Raw genomic sequence first — 22,286 nt, 5'->3', positions numbered from 1 at the left:
GGAGTTTACTTGTGTAAATGAGCACCGAAGTGAAAGTTTTGACGAAGTAATGCGAAGCTGATGACAATTTTTAGATGAGCAAGCAAACTTTTAAATTGAGAGTTTGATCCTGGCTCAGGACGAACGCTGGCGGCGTGCCTAACACATGCAAGTCGAGCGAAGGAACCCCTTCGGGGGAGACTTAGCGGCGGACGGGTGAGTAACACGTGGGTAACCTGCCTCAAAGAGGGGGATAGCCTCCCGAAAGGGAGATTAATACCGCATAAGACCTGAATTCGCATGAATTCAGGATAAAAGGAGAAATCCGCTTTGAGATGGACCCGCGGCGCATTAGCTAGTTGGTGGGGTAGAAGCCTACCAAGGCAACGATGCGTAGCCGACCTGAGAGGGTGATCGGCCACATTGGAACTGAGATACGGTCCAGACTCCTACGGGAGGCAGCAGTGGGGAATATTGCACAATGGGCGAAAGCCTGATGCAGCAACGCCGCGTGAGTGATGAAGGTCTTCGGATTGTAAAGCTCTGTCTTCTGGGACGATAATGACGGTACCAGAAGAGGAAGCCACGGCTAACTACGTGCCAGCAGCCGCGGTAATACGTAGGTGGCGAGCGTTGTCCGGAATTACTGGGCGTAAAGGGTGCGTAGGCGGATGTTTAAGTGAGATGTGAAATACCCGGGCTTAACCTGGGAGCTGCATTTCAAACTGGATATCTGGAGTGCAGGAGAGGAGAACGGAATTCCTAGTGTAGCGGTGAAATGCGTAGAGATTAGGAAGAACACCAGTGGCGAAGGCGGTTCTCTGGACTGTAACTGACGCTGAGGCACGAAAGCGTGGGTAGCAAACAGGATTAGATACCCTGGTAGTCCACGCCGTAAACGATGAGTACTAGGTGTAGGAGGTATCGACCCCTTCTGTGCCGCAGTAAACACAATAAGTACTCCGCCTGGGAAGTACGATCGCAAGATTAAAACTCAAAGGAATTGACGGGGGCCCGCACAAGCAGCGGAGCATGTGGTTTAATTCGAAGCAACGCGAAGAACCTTACCTGGACTTGACATCCCCTGAATAGCCTGGAGACAGGCGAAGCCTTTCGGGGCAGGGAGACAGGTGGTGCATGGTTGTCGTCAGCTCGTGTCGTGAGATGTTAGGTTAAGTCCTGCAACGAGCGCAACCCTTGTTGTTAGTTGCTAACATGAAAGATGAGCACTCTAACGAGACTGCCGCGGTTAACGCGGAGGAAGGTGGGGATGACGTCAAATCATCATGCCCCTTATGTCCAGGGCGACACACGTGCTACAATGGGCAGAACAGAGAGAAGCAAGACCGTGAGGAGGAGCCAAACTCAAAAACTGCTCTCAGTTCGGATTGCAGGCTGAAACCCGCCTGCATGAAGCTGGAGTTGCTAGTAATCGCGAATCAGCATGTCGCGGTGAATACGTTCCCGGGCCTTGTACACACCGCCCGTCACACCATGAGAGCTGGCAACACCCGAAGTCCGTAGTCTAACTTAGGAGGACGCGGCCGAAGGTGGGGTTAGTGATTGGGGTGAAGTCGTAACAAGGTAGCCGTAGGAGAACCTGCGGCTGGATCACCTCCTTTCTAAGGAGAAAAGGAACAGGACACTGTTCCATAAAAGTTGGTATTTTGTTTGAGCAAGTAACTTGAAAAATTGATAGTAACGAGCAGATTGAGGAAAAACGCGAACGAGGAGTGGAGTTTACTTATGTAAATGAGCACCGGAGTGAGTGATTTTGACGAAAAGATGCGAAGTTAATAACAATTTTTTATTCTGTTTAATTTTGAAGGATCAGGTTATTCAATATTCTTCAAAATTGTTCCTTGAAAATTGTACAGTAAGAAAAAAGAGAAGTCGAAAGACTTCATGAAAGTAAAGTAAAGCTGAGGTTAATGAAATAACCTTTGTAGATATATGTGGAAAATTAATAGTAGCAAGCAGTTCGAGGAAAGGCTTGAGCGAGGAGCGGAGCTTACTTGTGTAAGTGAGCACCACAGCGAAAGACTTGACGATGAAATGCGAAGCTAATATGGATTTTCTTTAGGTCAAGCTACAAAGGGCGCATGGTGAATGCCTTGGCACCAGGAGCCGACGAAGGACGTGATAAGCTGCGATAAGCTTCGGGTAGACGCAAATAGTCTGAGAACCGAAGATTTCCGAATGGGGAAACCCACAGTGGAAGCACTGAACTGTAAACTGAATTCATAGGTTTATAGAGGTAAACCCGGGGAACTGAAACATCTAAGTACCCGGAGGAAGAGAAAGAAAAATCGATTTTCCAAGTAGCGGCGAGCGAAAGGGAAAGAGCCCAAACCAGGAACTTGTTTCTGGGGTTCGGGCAGACAGAGAGAACAATAGGTTAAGTGAAGAGAGCTGGAAGGCTCCGCCATAGAAGGTAAAAGCCCTGTAGGTGAAAGCTGAAAAAGTTCCAGTCTGTACCAGAGTACCACGAGACACGAGAAACCTTGTGGGAAAGAGGGAGGACCACCTCCTAAGGCTAAATACTACCTGGTGACCGATAGAGAAGAAGTACCGTGAGGGAAAGGTGAAAAGAACCCCGGAAGGGGAGTGAAAGAGAACCTGAAACCGTGTGTCCACAACCGATCGAAGCACTTTAACGTGCGACGATGTGCTTTTTGTAGAACGAGCCAGCGAGTTACGGTATGCAGCAAGGTTAAGCACTTAAGGTGCGGAGCCGAAGGGAAACCGAGTCTTAAAAGGGCGTCTAGTTGCATGCAGTAGACCCGAAACCGGGTGACCTATCCATGGCCAGGTTGAAGCGGAAGTAAAATTCCGTGGAGGACCGAACCACGTTGGTGTTGAAAAACCATGGGATGAGCTGTGGATAGCGGAGAAATTCCAATCGAACTCGGAGATAGCTGGTTCTCCTCGAAATAGCTTTAGGGCTAGCGTCGTGAATGAGTAGTGGAGGTAGAGCACTGAATGGGCTAGGGGCTGACAACAGTTACTGAACCCTATCAAACTCCGAATGCCATATACTTGAATCACGGCAGTCAGACCGGGAATGATAAGATCCTCGGTCAAAAGGGAAAGAGCCCAGATCATCAGCTAAGGTCCCAAAGTGTAAGTTAAGTGGAAAAGGATGTGGGATTTCGAAGACAACTAGGATGTTGGCTCAGAAGCAGCCACACATTCAAAGAGTGCGTAACAGCTCACTAGTCGAGAGATCCTGCGCCGAAGATGTCCGGGGCTAAAACTTACCACCGAAGCTATGGACCCGAAAGGGTGGTAGAGGAGCATCCTGTACGGATAGAAGCAGTACCGTAAGGAGCTGTGGACTGTACAGGAGAGAGTATGCTGGCATAAGTAGCGAGAAATAAGTGAGAATCTTATTGGTCGAAGACCTAAGGTTTCCTGGGGAAGGTTCGTCCGCCCAGGGTTAGTCGGGACCTAAGCCGAGGCCGAAAGGCGTAGGCGATGGACAATCGGTTGATATTCCGATACCGCAAACTGGCGTTTGACAGAAGGGATGACGCAGAAGGATAGGATGTGCACACTACTGGATGTGTGTCTAAGCACTGAGGCAGGCCGGGGAGGAAAACCCATCCGGTTAATGCTGAGGTGTTACAGGGATCCAATTAAGGAGAAGTATCCGATTTCACACTGCCAAGAAAAGTCTCTATGGAGCAAGTTTGTGCCCGTACCGCAAACCGACACAGGTAGGTGAGGAGAGAATCCTAAGACCATCGGAAGAATTGTTGTTAAGGAACTAGGCAAATTAACTCCGTAACTTAGGGATAAGGAGTGCCCCGAAAGGGGCCGCAGAGAATAGGCTCAAGCAACTGTTTATCAAAAACACAGGTCTCTGCTAAAGCGAAAGCTGAAGTATAGGGGCTGACGCCTGCCCGGTGCTGGAAGGTTAAGGGGAATACTAAGCGCAAGCGAAGGTATGAACTTAAGCCCCAGTAAACGGCGGCCGTAACTATAACGGTCCTAAGGTAGCGAAATTCCTTGTCGGGTAAGTTCCGACCCGCACGAATGGCGTAATGATTTGAGCACTGTCTCGACAACAAATCCGGCGAAATTGTAGTGCAAGTGAAGATGCTTGCTACCCGCGATTGGACGGAAAGACCCCGTAGAGCTTTACTGCAGTTTAGCATTGAGTTTCGGTATTGTCTGTACAGGATAGGTGGGAGGCATGGAAACCGGGGCGCCAGCCCTGGCGGAGCCAACGTTGGGATACCACCCTGACAGTACTGGAATTCTAACCGGCGGCCATGAAACTGGTCACGGGACATTGTTAGGCAGGCAGTTTGACTGGGGCGGTCGCCTCCTAAAAAGTAACGGAGGCGCCCAAAGGTTCCCTCAGAAGGGTCGGAAATCCTTCGAAGAGTGCAAAGGCAGAAGGGAGCCTGACTGCGACACATACAGGTGGAGCAGGGACGAAAGTCGGGCTTAGTGATCCGGTGGTACCTCGTGGGAGGGCCATCGCTCAACGGATAAAAGCTACCTCGGGGATAACAGGCTGATCTCCCCCAAGAGTTCACATCGACGGGGAGGTTTGGCACCTCGATGTCGGCTCGTCGCATCCTGGGGCTGAAGTAGGTCCCAAGGGTTGGGCTGTTCGCCCATTAAAGCGGCACGCGAGCTGGGTTCAGAACGTCGTGAGACAGTTCGGTCCCTATCCGTCGCGGGCGCAGGAAATTTGAGAGGAGCTGTCCTTAGTACGAGAGGACCGGGATGGACTGACCTCTGGTGTACCAGTTGTTCCGCCAGGAGCATGGCTGGGTAGCTATGTCGGGAAGGGATAAACGCTGAAAGCATCTAAGCGTGAAGCCCACCTCAAGATTAGATTTCCCACAGCGTAAGCTGGTAAGACCCCTCGGAGAACACGAGGTTGATAGGTCAGGGGTGTAAGCATGGCAACATGTTCAGCTGACTGATACTAATAGGTCGAGGGCTTGACCAAACATTCATCTTACTGTGCAATTTTCAGGGAACAGAGCAGTATTCCATATGGAATACACATGTTTTCAATATTTGCTGTAGAGTTTACAGTAAATAAATTATTAGCAGCGAATAGATCAAGGAAAAGCTTGAAGGAGGAGCGGAATTTACTTACGTAAATGAGCACCGCAGTGAGAACTTTGACGCAGAGATATGAAGCTGATAATGATTTATGTCAAATATCTGGTGGTTATGACGTGAAGGTAACACCCCTTCCCATTCCGAACAGGATGGTTAAGCTTCATTGTGCCGAGAGTACTGCAGGGGAAGCCCTGTGGCAGGGTAGGTTGCTGCCGGGTTTTAAATTAGGATCTTTAGCTCAGTTGGTTAGAGCAACCGGCTCATAACCGGTAGGTCTGGGGTTCGAGTCCCTGAAGGTCCACCATATGGGGGTATAGCTCAGCTGGGAGAGCATCTGCCTTGCACGCAGAGGGTCAAGAGTTCGAATCTCTTTATCTCCACCAAAGCGACTAACAATAAAATTGTTAGTCGCTTTTTAAATTATCTTTATATTATGATATAATAAGTTCAAAATAAAATATAAAAAGAGGGGTAAAAGTGTTTTTTTATAGATTAAAACAGTTTTACTGGAATTTAAGTTCTAATTTAGATGAATATGATTTGTTTTTTTTAAATCATATTTTAAATGATAAAGAATTAAAGTTATTTAATAGATTATCAATTTCCGAACAAAAACATTCTGTTAAAGTTGCTTATAGTGTAGAAAAAATGTGCATTGAAAGAAATATAAATTCCGGGTTACTTATAAAAGCTGCACTTTTGCATGATATAGGTAAGATATATAAAAGACTGAATATTATTGATAAATCTATATTGGTTCTACTAGACAAGCTAACAAGAGGTAAAATGGAAAAAATCTGTAATGTATCTAAGATTTCTAAAATAGGAATATATTATCATCATGCTACATTAGGTGCTGATTTATTGAACAAAATTGGTTGCGATAAATATTTAATTTATCTGGTAAAGAATCATGATAATAAAAATACATACCATAATAGCGATCTTGATATACTTAAGTATTGTGATAATAATAATTAAATAAAATTCTAATTGTAAAAAAGATTTGTGGTAAATTTATGGTAAATTTACAAGGAATTTTTTGAGCTTTATGATATAATTATAAATATGATAATGGAGGCAATTATGAATTCTGAAGAAAGAAGGACACATATAGAAAATATATTGAAAAGTAATAATAAACCTCAAAAGGGACATGTTTTAGCAGAAAAACTTGGAGTTACAAGACAGGTTATAGTTAAAGATATAGCTATTTTGAGGGCGGAGGGTAAGGATATTATAGCAACACCAGAAGGATATTTAATTCCTAAAAGTGAACACAACAGAATCAAGCAGGTAATTGCAGTTTTACATAAATCAGATGAAATGGAAGATGAATTGACAACTATAGTTAAATTTGGTGGAGTTGTTGAAGATGTTATAATAGAACATTCTATATATGGTGAAATTAAGGGAATGCTTATGATAAAATCCATATATGATGTTAAAAATTTTATTTCTAAGGTTAGAGAGACAAAATCAGAACCTCTTTTAGTATTGACAGGAGGAATACATCTTCATACTATTTCTGCAGAAAATTCTTTTATTATAGATAATATAAGGAGAGAGTTGAAAAAGAAAAATTATTTAATTTCCAACTAAAATAAAATTTAAAAGAGGTGATTATCTATGAAAAGAAAAGGAATTACAAGCTTTATAATTATATTTGCAGTTTTGGCATTAGTTACAGCATTTTTAGATAGAATTGTAAATTTCATAATAAATATTGAGTGGTTTAAAGAAGTAGGGTATTTGTCTATTTACTTTACACAAATAAAAGCTACATTAAAATTAATGATACCGTCTTTTATAATATGTTTTTTATGTATATGGTTTTATTACAAGAGTATAAGATTAAGTATAATGAAATATAAAAAAGTTATTGAGGTAAATAAGAATAAGGATATTATTCAGAAAAGAATAGTTATAGTTTTCAATATTATAGTTTCTCTTTTTATTTCTTATTTTTTTTCATCCATTTATTGGTATAGAATTTTGCAATTTACACATTCAGTTCCTTTTAACATAAAGGATCCAATTTTACATTTAGATATATCATTTTATATATTTAGATTACCACTTATACAATCAATATACAGTGCTTTAGTAAGTTTGCTTATTTTTCTTGGAATTTTAACTTTCTTCATTTATATGGGTCTAAGTCTTAATGATAGATTTGTTTCCCAAAAAGGATTTAAAAGGAATTTTAAAAATAGATTTAGTGATTATGACATTAGAAGTGGCATTACAAGATTTGCTGGAAAGCAATTAGCTGTTTTAGCCGCACTTCTAATGATATGTGTGTCCATAGGATATTTTTTAAAGTCAGTAAATCTTGTTTACAGTACTAGAGGAGTAACTTTTGGAGCCGGTTATACAGATATACATATAAGTTTTCTTTTTTATAAAATTATATGTGTAGTATCAATAATTTCTGCAATTGTAATATTCGTGAGCGTAGTCAAATTAAAAATTAAGCCTATTGTAATATCCATATCGATTATTGTAGCTTTAGTTATTATTGAAAATATATCTTCTGTTGTATTTCAGAATTTTATAGTTAAATCAAATCAGAAAACTTTGGAGCAGCCTTATATAAAACGTAATATTGATTATACACGAAAAGCATTTAATATTGAAAATGCGGATTCTAAATTTTTTCCTGTTAAAGATACTCTGACAAAAGATGATATAAAAAATAATATGGATACCATAAATAATATAAGAGTAAATTCATATGATCCAACACTTGAGTTTTACAATCAAGTTCAAATCATAAGATACTATTATAATTTTAATAATATAGATATAGATAGATATGATATAAATGGAAAGTTCACACAGGTTTTTTTAGGTGCCAGGGAAATAAATAGTAATTCTATAGATCCTAATACATGGCAGAATAAACATCTTATTTATACACATGGATATGGATTGGTAATGAACAAAGTTAATTCTGTTACTTCATCAGGTCAGCCTAATTTTGTTATAAAGGATATGCCTCCTCAAAATTCTACAGATATAAAACTTGATAATCCAAGAATATATTTTGGAGAGAGTACTGATGATTATGCTGTAGTAAATACTAAAATAAATGAATTTGATTATCCAAAAGGTAGTGATAATGCCACTAATAAGTATGAAGGCAATGCTGGAATAAAAATGAATTTTCTAAATAGAATATTGTTCTCATTAAACCAAAAGAGTATAAATTTTCTACTTTCAAGAGATATAGACAGCCAGAGTAGGATATTAATAAATAGAGATATCAAAGATAGAGTTAAAAAAATAGCACCATTTTTAAGTTATGATTCAGATCCTTATATAGTTATGAGTGGTGGGAAATTATACTGGATATTAGATGGATATACTGTTTCTGATAGATATCCATATTCACAGCCGCAGGGTAATGGAATAAATTATATAAGAAATTCATTTAAAGTAGTTGTGAATGCCTTTGATGGAAGTACAAATTTTTATATGATGGATAAAAATGACCCTATAGCTCAAAGTTACTCTAAAATATTTCCTGGGTTATTTAAAGATTTGAGCAGTTTATCTCCTGATATAAAAAAGCATTTTAAATATCCAGAAGATATGTTCAACATACAATGTGATGTTATTGGGAAATACCATGTTACTGATCCAAGTGTATTTTATAACGGTGAAGATGTATGGGAAATTGCTAAAAATCAAAAACAAGTTAATGGGAATAAAGATTCCATGGAATCTCCATATGTTGTAATGAAACTTCCAGGTGAGAAAAAAGAAGAGATGATTTTACTTCAATATTTGAACATGAGAAATAAAGATAATATGGCAGCTTTGTTTGGAGCTAGAATGGATGGAGATAATTATGGAAAGATGGTATTATATAAATTTCCACCTGAAAAGACTGTTTATAGCCCTTACTTGTTTAAACAGAGATTAAATCAAGATACTACAATATCACAGGAATTATCTCTCTGGAATAAGGATGGTTCTAAAGTACAGTTTGGTGATACTATAATAGTTCCAATAGATACTTCTCTTTTATATATAGAGCCTGTATATTTAAGGGCGAGTGGGAAAGATAGTATACCTGAAATGAAAAGAGTAATAGTTTCCTATGGTGACAAAATACTATTATCTCAAAATATTGATACAGCAATATCAGAAATATTTGATATTAATCAGGAAGATAATCAGAACAATTCAGATTCTAATGAATCAGATGTAAAAAATACAAGTGATAAATCCTTAAAATTAAAAGAAGCAAAAGACTTGTACAACAAAGCTTTGGATTCACAAAAAAATGGAGATTGGTCTAAATATGGTGACTATATAAACCAACTTGGAAAGCTAATAGATGAACTGAGTAAATAGTGTAATTTAAAAAGCTGTCTATGAAATTTAAGGCAGCTTTTTAAGTTATGAAAAATTGTAAATATATCTATGATTAGCTAGTAAAAGGTACTATAATATAGGTGTTGCATTGGCAATTTAAGATAGAATTATGCTTATTTCTTTGAAAGGAATGTTATGCTATGGACTACGATGTACTTATATTAGGTGGAGGTATAATAGGATGTGCGGTTGCCTATGAGCTTTCAAAGTATAATTTAAATATAGCTTTAATAGAGAAGGATTATGATATAGCAGATGATGTAGCTCTTATAAATCCATGTGTGGTATATGATGGAATTGAATGTGGAACTAATCTGTTGTCAAGACTTGAATCTATGGGGAACAGCATTATAAGAGAAATTGCTCCTAAGTTCAATATAAATTTTACAAGAAAAGGTTATCTTATAGTTTCAGACAATGAAAAAGATGAACAAGAATTAATAAAAATATATGATAGAGCGTTGGAAAGAGGAATAAAAAATATACATATACTTGATCAAAAACAAGTTTCAGCACTTGAACCTAATTTGAATATAAAAGAGAAAAGAGCTGTATATTCTAAAAATGTAGGTATTATATCGCCTTATGATCTTGCTATATCTTATGGTGAAGTTGCATTTGATAATGGAGTTAATTTTAAGCTTGAAGAGGAAGTATTGGATATACAATTTATGTCTAAAGGATTTAAAGTTGTAACAAATAAAAATAAGTTTACATGTAGTATGGTATTAAATACTATTCCACGGAACAGATATAATATAGATAATAGAATTAATAGAGAAAGAAAAGTAGGATATATAAATTATTTCTTAATAGAAAATATAAGAAATAAATATCATAATATTTTAGTTAGAAGAGGGGAAAAAGGTCAGAGAATATATATTATTTCAGTTGATAATGATTCATTAATGGTGGAAATAAGTACAAATAGTGATATAGATTATACTGAAGGATTAAAAATAATAGAAAAGTATTTTGGAAATATAGACAAAAATAAAATAAGTATATTCTACAAATCCAAATATTATAATGATGATCTTATTATAGATGATAGTTTGATAGATAAGGGATATATAAAAGTTATTGAAAAAAACTGGGGACAAATAACCATGTCTCCAGCAATTGCAAGGATAGTTTGTGAAACTATAGTTAATAATTTAAATTGTGTTCCCAAAAAAGATTTTATAGACAGGAGAAGAGAATTCTATAGATTTAAAGATATGTCAAATGAGGAAAGAAATCAATTAATAAAACTAAATAAAAAATATGGCAAAATAGTATGTTATTGTCAGAAAGTAAGTGAAGGTGAAATTATAGATTCAATCAGAAGACCCCTCGGTGCACGTACTATAGAAGGTATAAAAAGGAGAACGGGAGCTACTTCTGGAAATTGTCTAGGATCGCAATGTTTATATAAGATATGTTCTATATTGGCGAGAGAAACTAATAAAAATATAACAGATATAGTTAAAGATTCTAGAAATTCAAAAATAATATTAAGCAGAATAAAAGAGTTTGATCAAATTTAACGTCGGGAGGAATAGAATATGGATAATGATAAACATGATATATTTACGAGCATTGTAAGGATAAAAGGAGCCAATTGTAATGTAGTTCCTGTTAAAAGTACTAAGCCTATAAATAAAGATTTATGGATAGAATGTTCTAAAGCATTAAGTAGACTTCATATAGGGATACCTATAAACATAGGGGATATAATTTGTAAGAACATACTTAATACAAAGGTGGATATAATTTCTACTAAAACTATAAATTTATGAAATATTTATTGTATATAAGTTTTGTTATACTTTATATTTTAGCTGTTTTTTTTTGGTATTGGTCCAGTAATTTTAGCTGATGGATCATTTAAAGAGAGAACTATTACATTTATAGTTGTATTAATAATATTTGTGCTTTTAACAATAGTTTTTAAATTTTTAATTAAACGTATTAGATAGAACTTTGTGATACTGTATAAAAAATAATTTATGTATCCAAATCATTAAAATAATTTGACTATGTAATTTATATAATATATAATTAATGTTGGTAAAAATAACTTAATATGCGCTAGTAGCTCAGTTGGATAGAGCAGTTGGCTACGAACCAGCGTGCCGGGGGTTCGAATCCTCTCTGGCGCACCACGAACCGTTGAAAACACTAAGTTTCAGCGGTTATTATTTTGCTTGATTTTAGATAATTGTCCCCATTTTGTCCCCAAAGTTTTCAATAAGCACTTATTTCATATCAAAGATAGAGTTTATCTTATCAATTGCTTTAAATTTTTCAGGAGGCATGACATGAGTGTAGATATTAGCAGTAATGTTTATATTGCTATGGCCAAGTAACATTTGAACTGTTTTTAAAGGTACACCATTTTCAAATAGACGTGTAGCAAAAGTATGTCTCAGGCTATGAAATTTTTTATATGGTATATTGTATTTTTTTAATACTCTTTCATAAGAACGTCTTAAATTACGTGGATCTATAGGCAAACCTAATTCAGTGCAGAATATATAATCATTCTTTGTATAAGCTGATCCTGATTTGATTTGCTCTTCTTTTTGCTGTAATTTATGTTTTTTTAATATTGGTACTAAATTTTCAGGGAAAGGAATAGTTCTGATACTATTTTTAGTTTTAGGAGTTTGCTCTATAAGATGGTATTGTCTTTTATTCCCTTCAATAAGGGTAACACCCTTTATAGCACGTTTTATTGATACAGTACAATTCTTAAAGTCTATATCATTCCATTTTAAACCTATTATTTCACCTTCACGAAGTCCAGTTCCTAGATCCAGGAGAAATAAAGCTTTTAATCTATGATTTTGTATTGCATTTATAAATTGGTTTTGTTCATCTAATGTAAATACAGTTATATCATCTTTTTTATTTTCATTTACGGAGCTGCTTTCAGGTATAGTTATAGATTTTCCTATACAGTAATTTCTTACAATGTATCCTTCATCAATACAGTAATTAAAAAAAGACTTGAGTAGTTTATTCAAGTTTTTGATTACACTGCTGCTTTTACCAGAGTTAAATAAATCATTGTAATATCGCTGTATATCTAGTGATTTAAGGTCTTTCAATTTTATAGGGTATAATGGTGAAGGTTCAATATAAAGCCTGTAAATGCCCTCATATCTTTCAAAAGTGCTAGGCTTGACGGTATTTTTTACCTTTTCAAATAGCCACAATTTACATACATTACCTAAGGTGAGTTTATCATAATCATTAGTTAATCCACTATTAAGTCCATTCTTATATTTTTCTAGCTTATTCTCAGCATCTTTTTTACTTTGACCATAGAATGTTTTTCTAATACGTTTTCCATTGGAATCTCTACCTAGATCAACACGAAGTCTATAATATTTTTTACCGTTACGTATACAATTAGTTTTATTTGCCATAGTATCACTTCCTTTCATTCCATAATTTTTTGGTATGAGGTCGGGGAAAAATTTCCTTGTCCTCTCTTTCTATAATTTTGTTATACTGCGGAAACGTAGTACAGTTAGTTTATCACTTATTTGTGTAAAACCTAGTTTATTGGATTTTTCCAAGAAACTTATAGCCAGAACTTTTAAAGCCCTAGTTATTCGATTCGTCTTTAAGTACGAATGCGATAATATCGGAGTCGTAGGGTATCATTTCAAATGTAACCCTTATGGAAAATTTAGGTTTACTCATTTGAAATGAGAAAACTTAATATTAAGCTCAAAAGTGAGTTCAGTACCCCTCAAAGTGAGGTATACTTATTGATATATTTTGTAATTTATTAGGTTTGTCGATTTTAAATCAATTAACCACCACCATTTGGTTGTCAGTAATAAATAATGACCTAGTTCAAACTGAACGAGGTATCTTGTATTTGACGGTGGGAAATCCCAGGCTCAGAAGTACGAATTTCGTACAATAGGAATACTATTCATGCTGCTCATCATGATGAAGTAATTTATAAATAAGTTTTTGTTCTTCAGCAATGTATGGTATAAGTTTTTTTAATCTAATTTGTTCTTTTTTATCATTTTCTAATTCTTTTTTTAGATTGGCACATCTTTCTTCATAAGTGTCTCCAAATTCAGAATTATTTTCTAATACTTTTTTTAATATAGGATTTTCTTTTAATAATTCATTTTCTAATTCTATATGATCTTTTCTATATTTCTCATGTGATATACTTTTAATTATAAATTCTTCATGCTTTTTAGATCTATCTATCAACTTTTTCAAATAATCTGGATTTATATTGTAAAAAACATATTTAGCATATAACATTAACATTATATAAGCATCTTTTACGATGTTAGATTTATTTTCATTAATAGACATATTTACAATTCTTTCAATTGCATCAAAAATATTTCTAATATTAGTTAAAGCGTTATTCTCTATGCCATAATCTATTAGTTTTTCAAAAGTATAAGTTATATTCCATAATAAGTCATTTGTTTTTTTATCATCTTCTTCGATAACATCAGTAATTTTTCCCATAAGACTATTTAATTCTTCATTAGCTGCTACATAATATTTTTTATTACTTTTACCTAATAAATATTCAAGGTCAGTTTCTAATACCTGTGAAATAATACATAATGTATCGTAATCTGGGGTACGAGTACCATTTTCATATCTTGTTATTGAAACTCTAGATACTTTTTTATCGGACATATTACAAGATTCAAGTTCTTCATTTACTAAATTGGCTAATTTCTGTTGAGTAAGATTATTTTTTAATCTTACTTCTTTTAATCTTTTAGAAAAAATAGATTCCATAACCACCACCTCTCTAAAGATAATATCACATTAAGTACCCTAATGGAACATTTTTCGTAAAAATTTATAAAAAGCTATTGAAAGTACCGAATAGGTACGCTATAATAAAAGTACCAGATAGGTACATAAGGAGTGAAATAAGATGGAATCTAATGTCAAAAAAATTAATTTAATTAGAATAAAGCAAGGAATGTCTGTAACTGAGTTAGCTGAAAAATCGAAACTAGCAAAAGCAACAGTATCAAGAATTTTAAATAATAAAGCTTGTGCAAGACCGGATACAATAGGCAAGCTTGCTAAGGCTTTAAATGTTGATGTAGAACAGATTGTTGATTTTAAATAGTGAGGAGGAATAAGAATGCTGGAATTTATACCACCAGATGATTTGAAAAAAGTAAATCGTTCTATAAAAGCACTGAAAGCAGTGTTACCAAAGGACAATCCAAAAGATAAGGCAATACATCGGATGGCACTTGATAAGCTATTGAAGCAACGAAACAGGCTGTTAAACAAATAGGAGGTGTGATATATGGACAAACCAATAGATAAAAATAAGCCTGAAACATTGGACAGCCTAGAAGTAGCGAAAATGGTAGGGAAAAGTCATAAGAACCTTTTAAGAGATATTGATACTTATATAAAACAGATGGGAGAAGCCAATAAAGAAATTTTAAAGGCTAACTCAAAAAATGAGGACGGCTCAAAAGTGAGCACTCCTATAAAACCTGACGATTACTTTGTTGAGAGTACTTATGTTAATTCTCAGAATAAAGGACAACCATGTTATGAAATATCTAAAATGGGATGTGATTTTATAGCCCATAAGCTGAATGGAACTAAAGGAACAGAATTTACAGCAACGTATATAAAAAGATTTTATGAAATGGAGCAAAATCAATATAAGATACCGACTTATCCAGAAGCTTTAAGATTATATGCTGATGAATATGAGCGAAGTGAAAAGCTACAAATTGAAAATACCCATAAACAAAGTATAATTGACGGATTAACAAAGGATATACCACTGGCGAGTAAAAGAAAGCTTGTAAATAAGGCTGTAAGGTATGGCTGTTCTGATGGTACACAGATTGAAGCAAGATGGAATTTATTATATGGAGAATTTAAAGATAAATATGGCATAGATGTTAAGAAAAGATATAAAAATTATGTTGAAGCTGATGAAAAGCCAAAATTAAAGTACAAGCTTGATTACGTTGATAAAGTGTTGGATATGATACCCGAATTATTTGAAATAGCTTGCGTGTTGTATGAGGGCGATATAAAAGAGTTAGAACAGAAAATGTTTAATCTTAGGGAAAATAAAAATGTAGTATCGGTGTAAGGGGGAATTGCAATGGAGGAATACAAGGTTTTACAGAGCAAGCCAAGCCCTAAGAAGGTGATGGATATTGACGAGTTTAGAGCTGAATATGAGTTAGGAAAGTCGGCGGCGTATAACCTGGCTCACAAAAAGGGGGCACCTGTAATATTCAATGGTCGCAAGATATTATTTATTCGTAGCAAAGTTGATGAATTCATGGAGAGTTTAATTGGGAAGCAAATATAAAATACAGAATTTTCAGTCAGTAGGTGATGTACATGAGCAGGAAAAGGAAAAGTCCTTATTTACGGTCATATCAATATGCAGGAGAACAGCATCCTAGAAATGCAGGTATATATATAAGTCTTATAACTAGCCAGGCATGGTATGCACTAAAGGATAGCAGTAAAGATGTATATTTACAACTAATAGCAAAAATGAATATGGATGATGATTATGTATTCTTTTATAGAAATGAACTTAAAAAAGTACATATAAACCCTAAAACCTATTTACGGGCACTAGATGACTTGATATATCATGGATTTATTAAAGTTGTTGGATATATGTATATGAGTGAATTTAAGCCTACTGTATGTCTCAAACCTACTGATATATGGAGAAACTGGACAGGTAATCTTAGCTTAGATGAATTTATTAAGTTGTATGTACCCGCTAAAAATACTAGAAAAGGTAATATGAATTTTAGTCTTAAACCTAATAAACATAATAAAATTATAGACCTGACTGAAGAGCTAAGAAAATAGAAACATAGGGACAAAATTACACACACTAGTATGGGACAGAATTACACATACTGGGCTATAAAAATAACTTAAAATTTGTGAGCTAGGGACAAAATTACACATACTGATTTTGTACTGTAAACTAGCAATATCAATACTTATAAGCTATTTACCAAAAGTTTACTGCTAGGGACAGAATTACACACCTATTAATTATTACCATACCAGTGTTTTTAAAATAGCACCTTTATTATAGAACTTGTATGAGTAACTGACCAACTACTTACTATATTTAAGAATTATATTAGATAAAGGAGAGTGGAAATATGGCTTTAAGTAAAGAAGCTAAAAAAGCAAGACGGGAATATAAGAGAAACTATGATAGAAAATATCGAGAGACACATAGACAGCAGCTCAGAGACTATAAGAATAAATGGAGGTCTGAAAACAAAGATAGGGTAAAACAGTATGTAGAGCGTTACTGGGAAAAGAAGGCTAGACAATTGAAAGAGAATAGTGACCCTATATGGCAGTTTATAAAAGAAAAGTGTATTTTACAGAGTGATATATCTATAAGCAATAAGGAGCTGACACAGGCTTTCAATAATTGGAATAGTAATAATATTTCGACTACTAAGTTTGCATTAGAGTTTAAAGATGCATCTGTAGAACTTGAACTTGAGAAGAAAAGGACTAAACATGGTAATGTGTAGGACTTAAATAAAGATATACCGAAAGCATTCCTACTTTGACCTAACCCGTCAATTTTACGGTGTAGACCTTAAATAATAGATACACCAAAAGGAAAGGAGTAAATAAATGTAAGATTTGCTAAAGGCACATTAGATATATAGTTTGTAGTTACTCCGTGAAATTATATAGTAACCACATTTATATTAGGGTGGTGAGAATGATTGTATTGTGTAATACAGAAAGTTTTTAATAAAAAGTGTAATTCACTTGGAGAGTCAAAAAAAATTGAGGTAACAGAGTATAACTGGGGTATTGGAGACAATAAACCTAATATACATTATGGTTATAAATGTACTGGACATTTTGTTAGAAATCATAAGGAAGCATTTAAGATAAGTATTCATAAAAGCTATAGGAAAAATGGCAAAGTTAACAAAAAACAACGGGTATTATGTACCATGGGATATTATGATTTATTGGATTGGTCTTTATATGACTGTGCTGGCGGTAAAATAGATAGAGTTTCAGAAGAGACAGGAGTTAGTGCTGATGATATATATGACATAGTATATAAGAAATTAGATCCTATAATTTCAAAGATTACTGAAGAGTATGAGCAGACAGAAGAATATAAAACCAAAGTAAAAAATAATAAAATATTGTCAAAGTACTTTACAGCTAAAGGAAAGTTTGAAGCAAAATATGGACAAGACACCTATGATTATTGTTATGATGTGTTTGGAATTCTGAGGAATGAAGAATACTTAAATCAGCTCCATGAAGAATATAAAACCAGGCAAGAATATTACAGTAGTTACTATGAAAATTTTAAGAGTAACTACAAAAGTAATAATGATAGTAGTTACTTTGATATTGGACATAGTACCTACACAAAAGATGAAAAAGCTAAGTTTAAAAAAATATATAAAGTATTGGCATTGAAGTTTCATCCGGATATAAATAACGGTGATGCCGATATGATGAAATTTATAAATAGACTAAAAGGACAATGGGGAATTTGATAGGAGGAGTTGAAAATAATGGATAAAGTTATTGATAAACTTATAAGATTTAAATTAGATTGTATTGCTGATTTTGAAGAGATACAAGAGTTGGAGAATTCTAAAGAGGTCAAAGAAGCTAATTTACTTACTGAGTTCATTTTAAATGTCTTAAAAGATAAGATTTCACAAGAAGCATATAGTTTGATTGATGATTTAATTACTGCTCAAGATAACATAATAGTTGCTTATAGAGAGTATTTCTTTAAAAAAGGTGTAATAGCTGGTCTAACAAATCTATCATTTTTAAAACAATTAGATGATCTTTTAAAAAATAATAAGGAGGTACAAGCAGGTGGAAATTTTATCAAAGTCAGAAGCTGAAAGGCTATCAAATAGTGTAATGAAATATATTAAAAAGGCTAGATATTTTAGAATTAGAGTAGATTTGCCAGGCATTGCACCTGAGTTAGAAAGAGAAAGTATTATTAATGCTCTTAAAAAAGGATTTACTGTACTAAGTGCATCAAAAGTAAATGGAAAAGGCTCACATAAACGAATTTACGTGAACCTTCGAGTAAAAAACTAAAAACTTTCCCTGAAGAATCTAAGCTATTTAAATCGAGTACAGAATATTAACAATAAACAGATATATTTATAGTTTAACTTCCAAGAGATAGAAAGTCAAGAGGTGATATTGTGTCAGTACCAGTATTTATAGCTTATATGGATTATTGCAGGATGCACCATAAAAAGCCTAACCTACATGAGTTACACCAATGGAAAAAATTATATAATCATAGATAAGGAGAGATTGATATTATGAATAAAGTTGATGAAAAGGCATTAGAACATCAAAATATACCAATGGAGTATATTAATGACATAAGAAAGTATTGTAAGAAAAGATTTAAAAATACAGATAGTTTCACAGTAGCTACATCATGTTTTAACTATGGTGTTATATTGGGTAAGCGTCAGGAAAGGGAAAGATATAAGAAAGAGCTTGAAAAAGCAATCATGGAGAATATTAGATTAAAAAGTTTTATTTATAAAATAAAGGAAATTACAGAAGAAACTATGAAAATATTATAGGGGAGGGTTGCTATTGTATTAGTGATATAGTATAATATTATTATAGATAAATATAGTAGAGTACCCTACATTTTATAATGTGGAAGCTGTAAAAGGCACGGGAAGTTTTGAAAGTCCAAAATTGGGCTATCGGATTTCTTGTGCCTTTTTTAGATTATGAAAGGAGAACATATGAACTTATTAGATAAGTTATTTCATAGAAATAAAAGTCCAGCAGATAAAAACATACAGAGAATAGACGTTATGAGTGGAAGTCCTGTGATTTTTACACCATTTTCAGGAGATGCTTATGCAAATGATCTATATAGAAGTGCAGTTGACGCTATAGCAAAAAACTTTGCAAAGCTAGTTCCAAGTCATGTTGTAACACAGGCAGGGCAACGAAAAGATGGTGATTCATCTTTAAACTATATATTACAAACAAGACCTAATCCATATATGAGTACCTATGATTTTTTATATAAAATGGCAACAAGATACTTTTTATTTAACAATTCATTTGCATATCTATCATTAGATGATAAAGGTAACCTTGATGGCATATATCCACTATCACCATTAAGTGTGGAATTCATGACGGATACAACAGGTACAGTATATTGTAAGTTCTTATTTTCAAAAGGTAGGCAATTTATAATTGAATACAGTCAAGTAATATTATTAAGACGGTTTTATAATTCAAATGATTTGCTAGGTGATGATAACAGGGCAATAATGCCTACTTTGGATTTGGCACATACTCAAAACCAGGGTATGGAGAATTCAATCAAGAATTCAGCACAAATACGTGGATTGTTGAAATATAATCAAGTTCTATCTGGTGAAAAATTGAAAGAAGCAAAAGAAGATTTTATAAAAGACTATTTAAGCATTGAGAATAATGGTGGTATTGCTGCACTAGATACTAAAATGGACTACCAGCCAATAGAAAACAAACCTGCATTTATAAATGGACAACAGCTTGATGCAATTAAAAATAGAATATATGGATATCTAGGTGTAAGCGAAAGTATTATAAATTGCACATATACAGAGGATGAGTGGTCAGCATTTTATGAAAGCACAATAGAACCTCTATCAACTCAAATGAGCTTAGAACTTACAGGGAAGTTATTCACACAACGGGAACAGGCCTTTGGAAACTCAATATTACTTGAAAGTGATAAACTTCAATTTACATCAAATACAACTAAAATAACAGCACTTAAGGAATTGATGCCATTGGGGCTACTTACAATAAATCAGGCACTTGAAATATTGAACTTACCTGGAATTGAAGATGGTGACAAGAGATTACAGACTTTGAATGTTGCTGACACAAATATTGTAAATAAATATCAGATGGGAGGTAAGAATATTGAAGGAAATAAGAATGGCGGAGATACGAACCGATAGGACACAGGACAAGAATAATACACTTATAGGTATTCCAATAGTATTTGATAAACCAACAGTAATAAATAGTAAATATGGTAGTTACACAGAGATTATTAAAAGAGATGCAATAAATAATGAGCTTTTAAGAGATATCCCTTTGTTGTATAACCATGATGTGAATTCAATTCCATTAGCACGAAGTCCACAAACGATGAATTTGATTAAAACTGATGTAGGTATAGAGATGAGGGCTATACTTTCAGATACACCAACGGGAAAGGAAATATATTCAAGTGTTTCTAGGGGAGATATAAAAGGTATGAGTTTTGCCTTTCAGGTTCCAAACGGAGGAGATGAATATGATGCTGAAACTAATACAAGGACAATAAATAAAATTGAAAAGTTGTATGAGGTAAGCGTTACACCATTTCCAGCATATGCAGAAACAAGTGTTGAAGCAAGGTCAGGATATATGTGTAAAAGAAATATACAAGCTCAAAAGGCGAAAGCAAAAGTAAATAAAATTTTAGGTTCACAGTTAAAGAATAAAGTAAATCAAATATTGAAAAGAGGTATGTAAAATGAAATTTAAAACAGTACAGGAAGCATTTAATTATTATAGAACTAAAGAAATCAAGGAAATTGAAACAAGAGCATCAGAAATAGGAAAATTAATAGATAGTGATCCAAGTGCTAATATAGAAGCATTAAACATTGAACTTGATGGATTAAAGCAGGCCAAAGAAAACATTATTGAAAAAAGAAGTAAATCAAATAAAGGATTTAATCCTATAACAGGAATGAACTTTAATAAAGGGATAGTAATTCCAGAAGGATCAGATTTATTTAAAGCAAAAGAATATAGAAGTGCCTTCTTCAAGTCAATGTTAGGTCAGAAGTTAACTGAAACTGAAAAAAATATATATAACAAGGCAAAAATGGAAAAAAGAGCAGATAGTTTCTCAACAATGACAAATAGTGCTGCGGTATTACCAACACAGACATTAAATGAAATAATTGAAAAGGCACGTAAACAGGGCGGTTTAATATCAGCTTGTAGAAACTTCAATATACCAAGTAATTTAAAAGTACCAGTGGGAACACCAAGTTCGAAGGCAAGCTGGCATGTAGAAGGTGCAAATGTTGAGAGTGAAACTGTAGATACTGCATCAGTTAGTTTTTCAGCATATGAAATAATCAAAATATTCAGTATGTCAGCAGTATCAAATAAAATGACATTAGAAGCCTTTGAAAGTTATCTTGAAACAGAACTTAATAATTGTGTAATGGATACATTAAATGATGCTCTTGTAAATGGGACAGGCTCAGGACAAGGGACAGGATTACTTACAGGTATTACATGGGATGGAAGTAATAGTTTCACATATGCAGATAAGCCAGCATATACAGATTTTACTAAGATGCTGGGAATGTTAAAAAGAGGATATGGTGCTAATGCAAAGTTTGTTATGAACAATGCTAGTCTATACAATCTTATATATAGCTTGACTGATAATAATAAGAGACCTTTATTTATAGCAGATCCACAACAACAGCAGATAGGATTTATTTTAGGGAAACCAATAATAGTAGATGATAATATACCAGATGATACTATATTGTTGGGTGACTTTAGTTATATGGGATATAACATACCAGAGGGTATATTGCTAGAAGTAAGCAGGGAGTCAAGCTTTAAGTCTGGACTTATAGATTATAGAGCGTTAGCAATAGCTGACTGTAAGCCAATAGTACCAGAAGCATTTCTTAAACTATCAAAGACAGTAACACCCTAACGTGCCTCAAGGATTAAAGGCT

22 protein-coding genes, 3 tRNA genes and 3 rRNA genes are annotated in these 22,286 nt (G+C 34.2%); 26 read left to right on the top strand and 2 right to left on the bottom strand.

The window, feature by feature from the left end:
• Positions 1-91: 91 nt before the first annotated feature.
• The 13 genes from LKE46_RS14710 (at position 92) to LKE46_RS14655 (ending at position 11,600) form a co-directional block, all read left to right on the top strand.
• Positions 92-1,601, top strand: a 16S ribosomal RNA gene (locus tag LKE46_RS14710).
• Positions 1,602-2,061: 460 nt separating this feature from the next.
• Positions 2,062-4,948, top strand: a 23S ribosomal RNA gene (locus tag LKE46_RS14705).
• Positions 4,941-5,105 carry a hypothetical protein gene (locus LKE46_RS14700; protein WP_291722585.1) on the top strand — a complete coding sequence of 55 codons (165 nt, stop codon included), beginning with the start codon at positions 4,941-4,943 and terminating at the stop codon, positions 5,103-5,105. Before LKE46_RS14705 ends, LKE46_RS14700 begins: the two co-directional genes overlap by 8 nt.
• A 63-nt stretch (positions 5,106-5,168) precedes the next feature.
• A 5S ribosomal RNA gene (gene rrf, locus LKE46_RS14695) occupies positions 5,169-5,285 on the top strand.
• Together the 16S, 23S and 5S rRNA genes with 2 tRNA genes alongside form the textbook arrangement of a ribosomal RNA operon.
• 9 nt (positions 5,286-5,294) lie before the next feature.
• Positions 5,295-5,371 (top strand) — tRNA-Ile (locus LKE46_RS14690).
• Positions 5,372-5,374: 3 nt separating this feature from the next.
• A tRNA-Ala gene (locus LKE46_RS14685) sits at positions 5,375-5,450 on the top strand.
• 94 nt (positions 5,451-5,544) lie between these two features.
• On the top strand, positions 5,545-6,048 hold the full coding sequence (locus LKE46_RS14680) for an HDIG domain-containing metalloprotein (RefSeq protein WP_291723908.1): 504 nt from the start codon (positions 5,545-5,547) through the stop codon (positions 6,046-6,048).
• A gap of 105 nt (positions 6,049-6,153) precedes the next feature.
• Positions 6,154-6,669 (top strand): transcription repressor NadR, encoded by a 516-nt coding sequence (locus LKE46_RS14675; protein ID WP_291723905.1) that lies wholly within the window; start codon positions 6,154-6,156, stop codon positions 6,667-6,669.
• A 27-nt stretch (positions 6,670-6,696) separates the two neighbouring features.
• Entirely contained in the window at positions 6,697-9,432 is a 2,736-nt protein-coding gene (locus LKE46_RS14670) for a UPF0182 family protein (protein ID WP_291723902.1), read from the top strand.
• A gap of 161 nt (positions 9,433-9,593) precedes the next feature.
• On the top strand, positions 9,594-10,982 hold the full coding sequence (locus LKE46_RS14665) for an NAD(P)/FAD-dependent oxidoreductase (RefSeq protein WP_291723899.1): 1,389 nt from the start codon (positions 9,594-9,596) through the stop codon (positions 10,980-10,982).
• A gap of 18 nt (positions 10,983-11,000) precedes the next feature.
• The gene (locus LKE46_RS14660; protein ID WP_291723896.1) at positions 11,001-11,234 is read left to right on the top strand and encodes a DUF1667 domain-containing protein; all 234 of its coding nucleotides are present in this window, start codon (positions 11,001-11,003) and stop codon (positions 11,232-11,234) included.
• 42 nt (positions 11,235-11,276) lie between these two features.
• Positions 11,277-11,414: a DUF6954 family protein gene (locus tag LKE46_RS17800; RefSeq protein WP_434735220.1), complete on the top strand. Its 138-nt coding sequence runs from the start codon at positions 11,277-11,279 to the stop codon at positions 11,412-11,414.
• Positions 11,415-11,523: 109 nt separating this feature from the next.
• A tRNA-Arg gene (locus LKE46_RS14655) sits at positions 11,524-11,600 on the top strand.
• Positions 11,601-11,693: 93 nt separating this feature from the next.
• On the opposite strand, the gene LKE46_RS14650 is transcribed toward LKE46_RS14655, so the two are convergent.
• Together LKE46_RS14650 and LKE46_RS14645 are read right to left on the bottom strand one after the other, a co-directional pair.
• Positions 11,694-12,869, bottom strand: coding sequence for a tyrosine-type recombinase/integrase (locus LKE46_RS14650; protein WP_291723893.1), 1,176 nt, complete (start codon positions 12,867-12,869; stop codon positions 11,694-11,696).
• A 514-nt stretch (positions 12,870-13,383) separates the two neighbouring features.
• Entirely contained in the window at positions 13,384-14,235 is an 852-nt protein-coding gene (locus tag LKE46_RS14645; RefSeq protein WP_291723890.1) for a helix-turn-helix domain-containing protein, read from the bottom strand.
• Positions 14,236-14,377: 142 nt separating this feature from the next.
• Here LKE46_RS14645 and LKE46_RS14640 point away from each other — a divergent pair, with 142 nt between their 5' ends.
• The 13 genes from LKE46_RS14640 to LKE46_RS14580 all read left to right on the top strand — a co-directional run bounded on the left by LKE46_RS14640 (position 14,378) and on the right by LKE46_RS14580 (position 22,264).
• Positions 14,378-14,578 carry a helix-turn-helix domain-containing protein gene (locus LKE46_RS14640; RefSeq protein WP_291723887.1) on the top strand — a complete coding sequence of 67 codons (201 nt, stop codon included), beginning with the start codon at positions 14,378-14,380 and terminating at the stop codon, positions 14,576-14,578.
• A 15-nt stretch (positions 14,579-14,593) separates the two neighbouring features.
• A complete protein-coding gene (locus LKE46_RS14635) occupies positions 14,594-14,752 on the top strand; it encodes a hypothetical protein (RefSeq protein WP_291723885.1) in 159 nt (52 codons plus the stop codon).
• Between the two features lie 12 nt (positions 14,753-14,764).
• Positions 14,765-15,577, top strand: a complete 813-nt coding sequence (locus LKE46_RS14630; protein ID WP_291723882.1) for a Rha family transcriptional regulator — start codon at positions 14,765-14,767, stop codon at positions 15,575-15,577.
• A gap of 12 nt (positions 15,578-15,589) precedes the next feature.
• Positions 15,590-15,802, top strand: coding sequence for a DNA-binding protein (locus tag LKE46_RS14625; protein ID WP_291723879.1), 213 nt, complete (start codon positions 15,590-15,592; stop codon positions 15,800-15,802).
• A 32-nt stretch (positions 15,803-15,834) separates the two neighbouring features.
• A complete protein-coding gene (locus tag LKE46_RS14620) occupies positions 15,835-16,323 on the top strand; it encodes a hypothetical protein (protein WP_291723877.1) in 489 nt (162 codons plus the stop codon).
• Positions 16,324-16,628: 305 nt separating this feature from the next.
• Positions 16,629-17,015: a hypothetical protein gene (locus LKE46_RS14615; RefSeq protein ID WP_291723874.1), complete on the top strand. Its 387-nt coding sequence runs from the start codon at positions 16,629-16,631 to the stop codon at positions 17,013-17,015.
• 201 nt (positions 17,016-17,216) lie between these two features.
• Complete coding sequence (locus tag LKE46_RS14610) at positions 17,217-18,017, top strand: hypothetical protein (RefSeq protein ID WP_291723872.1); 801 nt, start codon at positions 17,217-17,219, stop codon at positions 18,015-18,017.
• 18 nt (positions 18,018-18,035) lie between these two features.
• A complete protein-coding gene (locus LKE46_RS14605) occupies positions 18,036-18,380 on the top strand; it encodes a hypothetical protein (RefSeq protein ID WP_291723869.1) in 345 nt (114 codons plus the stop codon).
• On the top strand, positions 18,352-18,585 hold the full coding sequence (locus tag LKE46_RS14600) for a hypothetical protein (RefSeq protein ID WP_217814566.1): 234 nt from the start codon (positions 18,352-18,354) through the stop codon (positions 18,583-18,585). Before LKE46_RS14605 ends, LKE46_RS14600 begins: the two co-directional genes overlap by 29 nt.
• Before the next feature lie 233 nt (positions 18,586-18,818).
• Positions 18,819-19,091, top strand: a complete 273-nt coding sequence (locus LKE46_RS14595; protein WP_291723862.1) for a hypothetical protein — start codon at positions 18,819-18,821, stop codon at positions 19,089-19,091.
• 171 nt (positions 19,092-19,262) lie between these two features.
• A complete protein-coding gene (locus tag LKE46_RS14590) occupies positions 19,263-20,486 on the top strand; it encodes a phage portal protein (protein ID WP_291723859.1) in 1,224 nt (407 codons plus the stop codon).
• A complete protein-coding gene (locus LKE46_RS14585; protein WP_291723856.1) occupies positions 20,449-21,048 on the top strand; it encodes an HK97 family phage prohead protease in 600 nt (199 codons plus the stop codon). The genes LKE46_RS14590 and LKE46_RS14585 overlap by 38 nt, the downstream gene beginning before the upstream one ends.
• Position 21,049: 1 nt before the next feature.
• Entirely contained in the window at positions 21,050-22,264 is a 1,215-nt protein-coding gene (locus tag LKE46_RS14580; protein WP_291723853.1) for a phage major capsid protein, read from the top strand.
• Positions 22,265-22,286: the final 22 nt, after the last annotated feature.

The sequence above is a fragment of the Clostridium sp. genome (assembly GCF_022482905.1).
Taxonomy (GTDB): Bacteria; Bacillota; Clostridia; order Clostridiales; family Clostridiaceae; genus Clostridium_B.
This window is presented reverse-complemented; position numbering and strand designations above follow the sequence as displayed.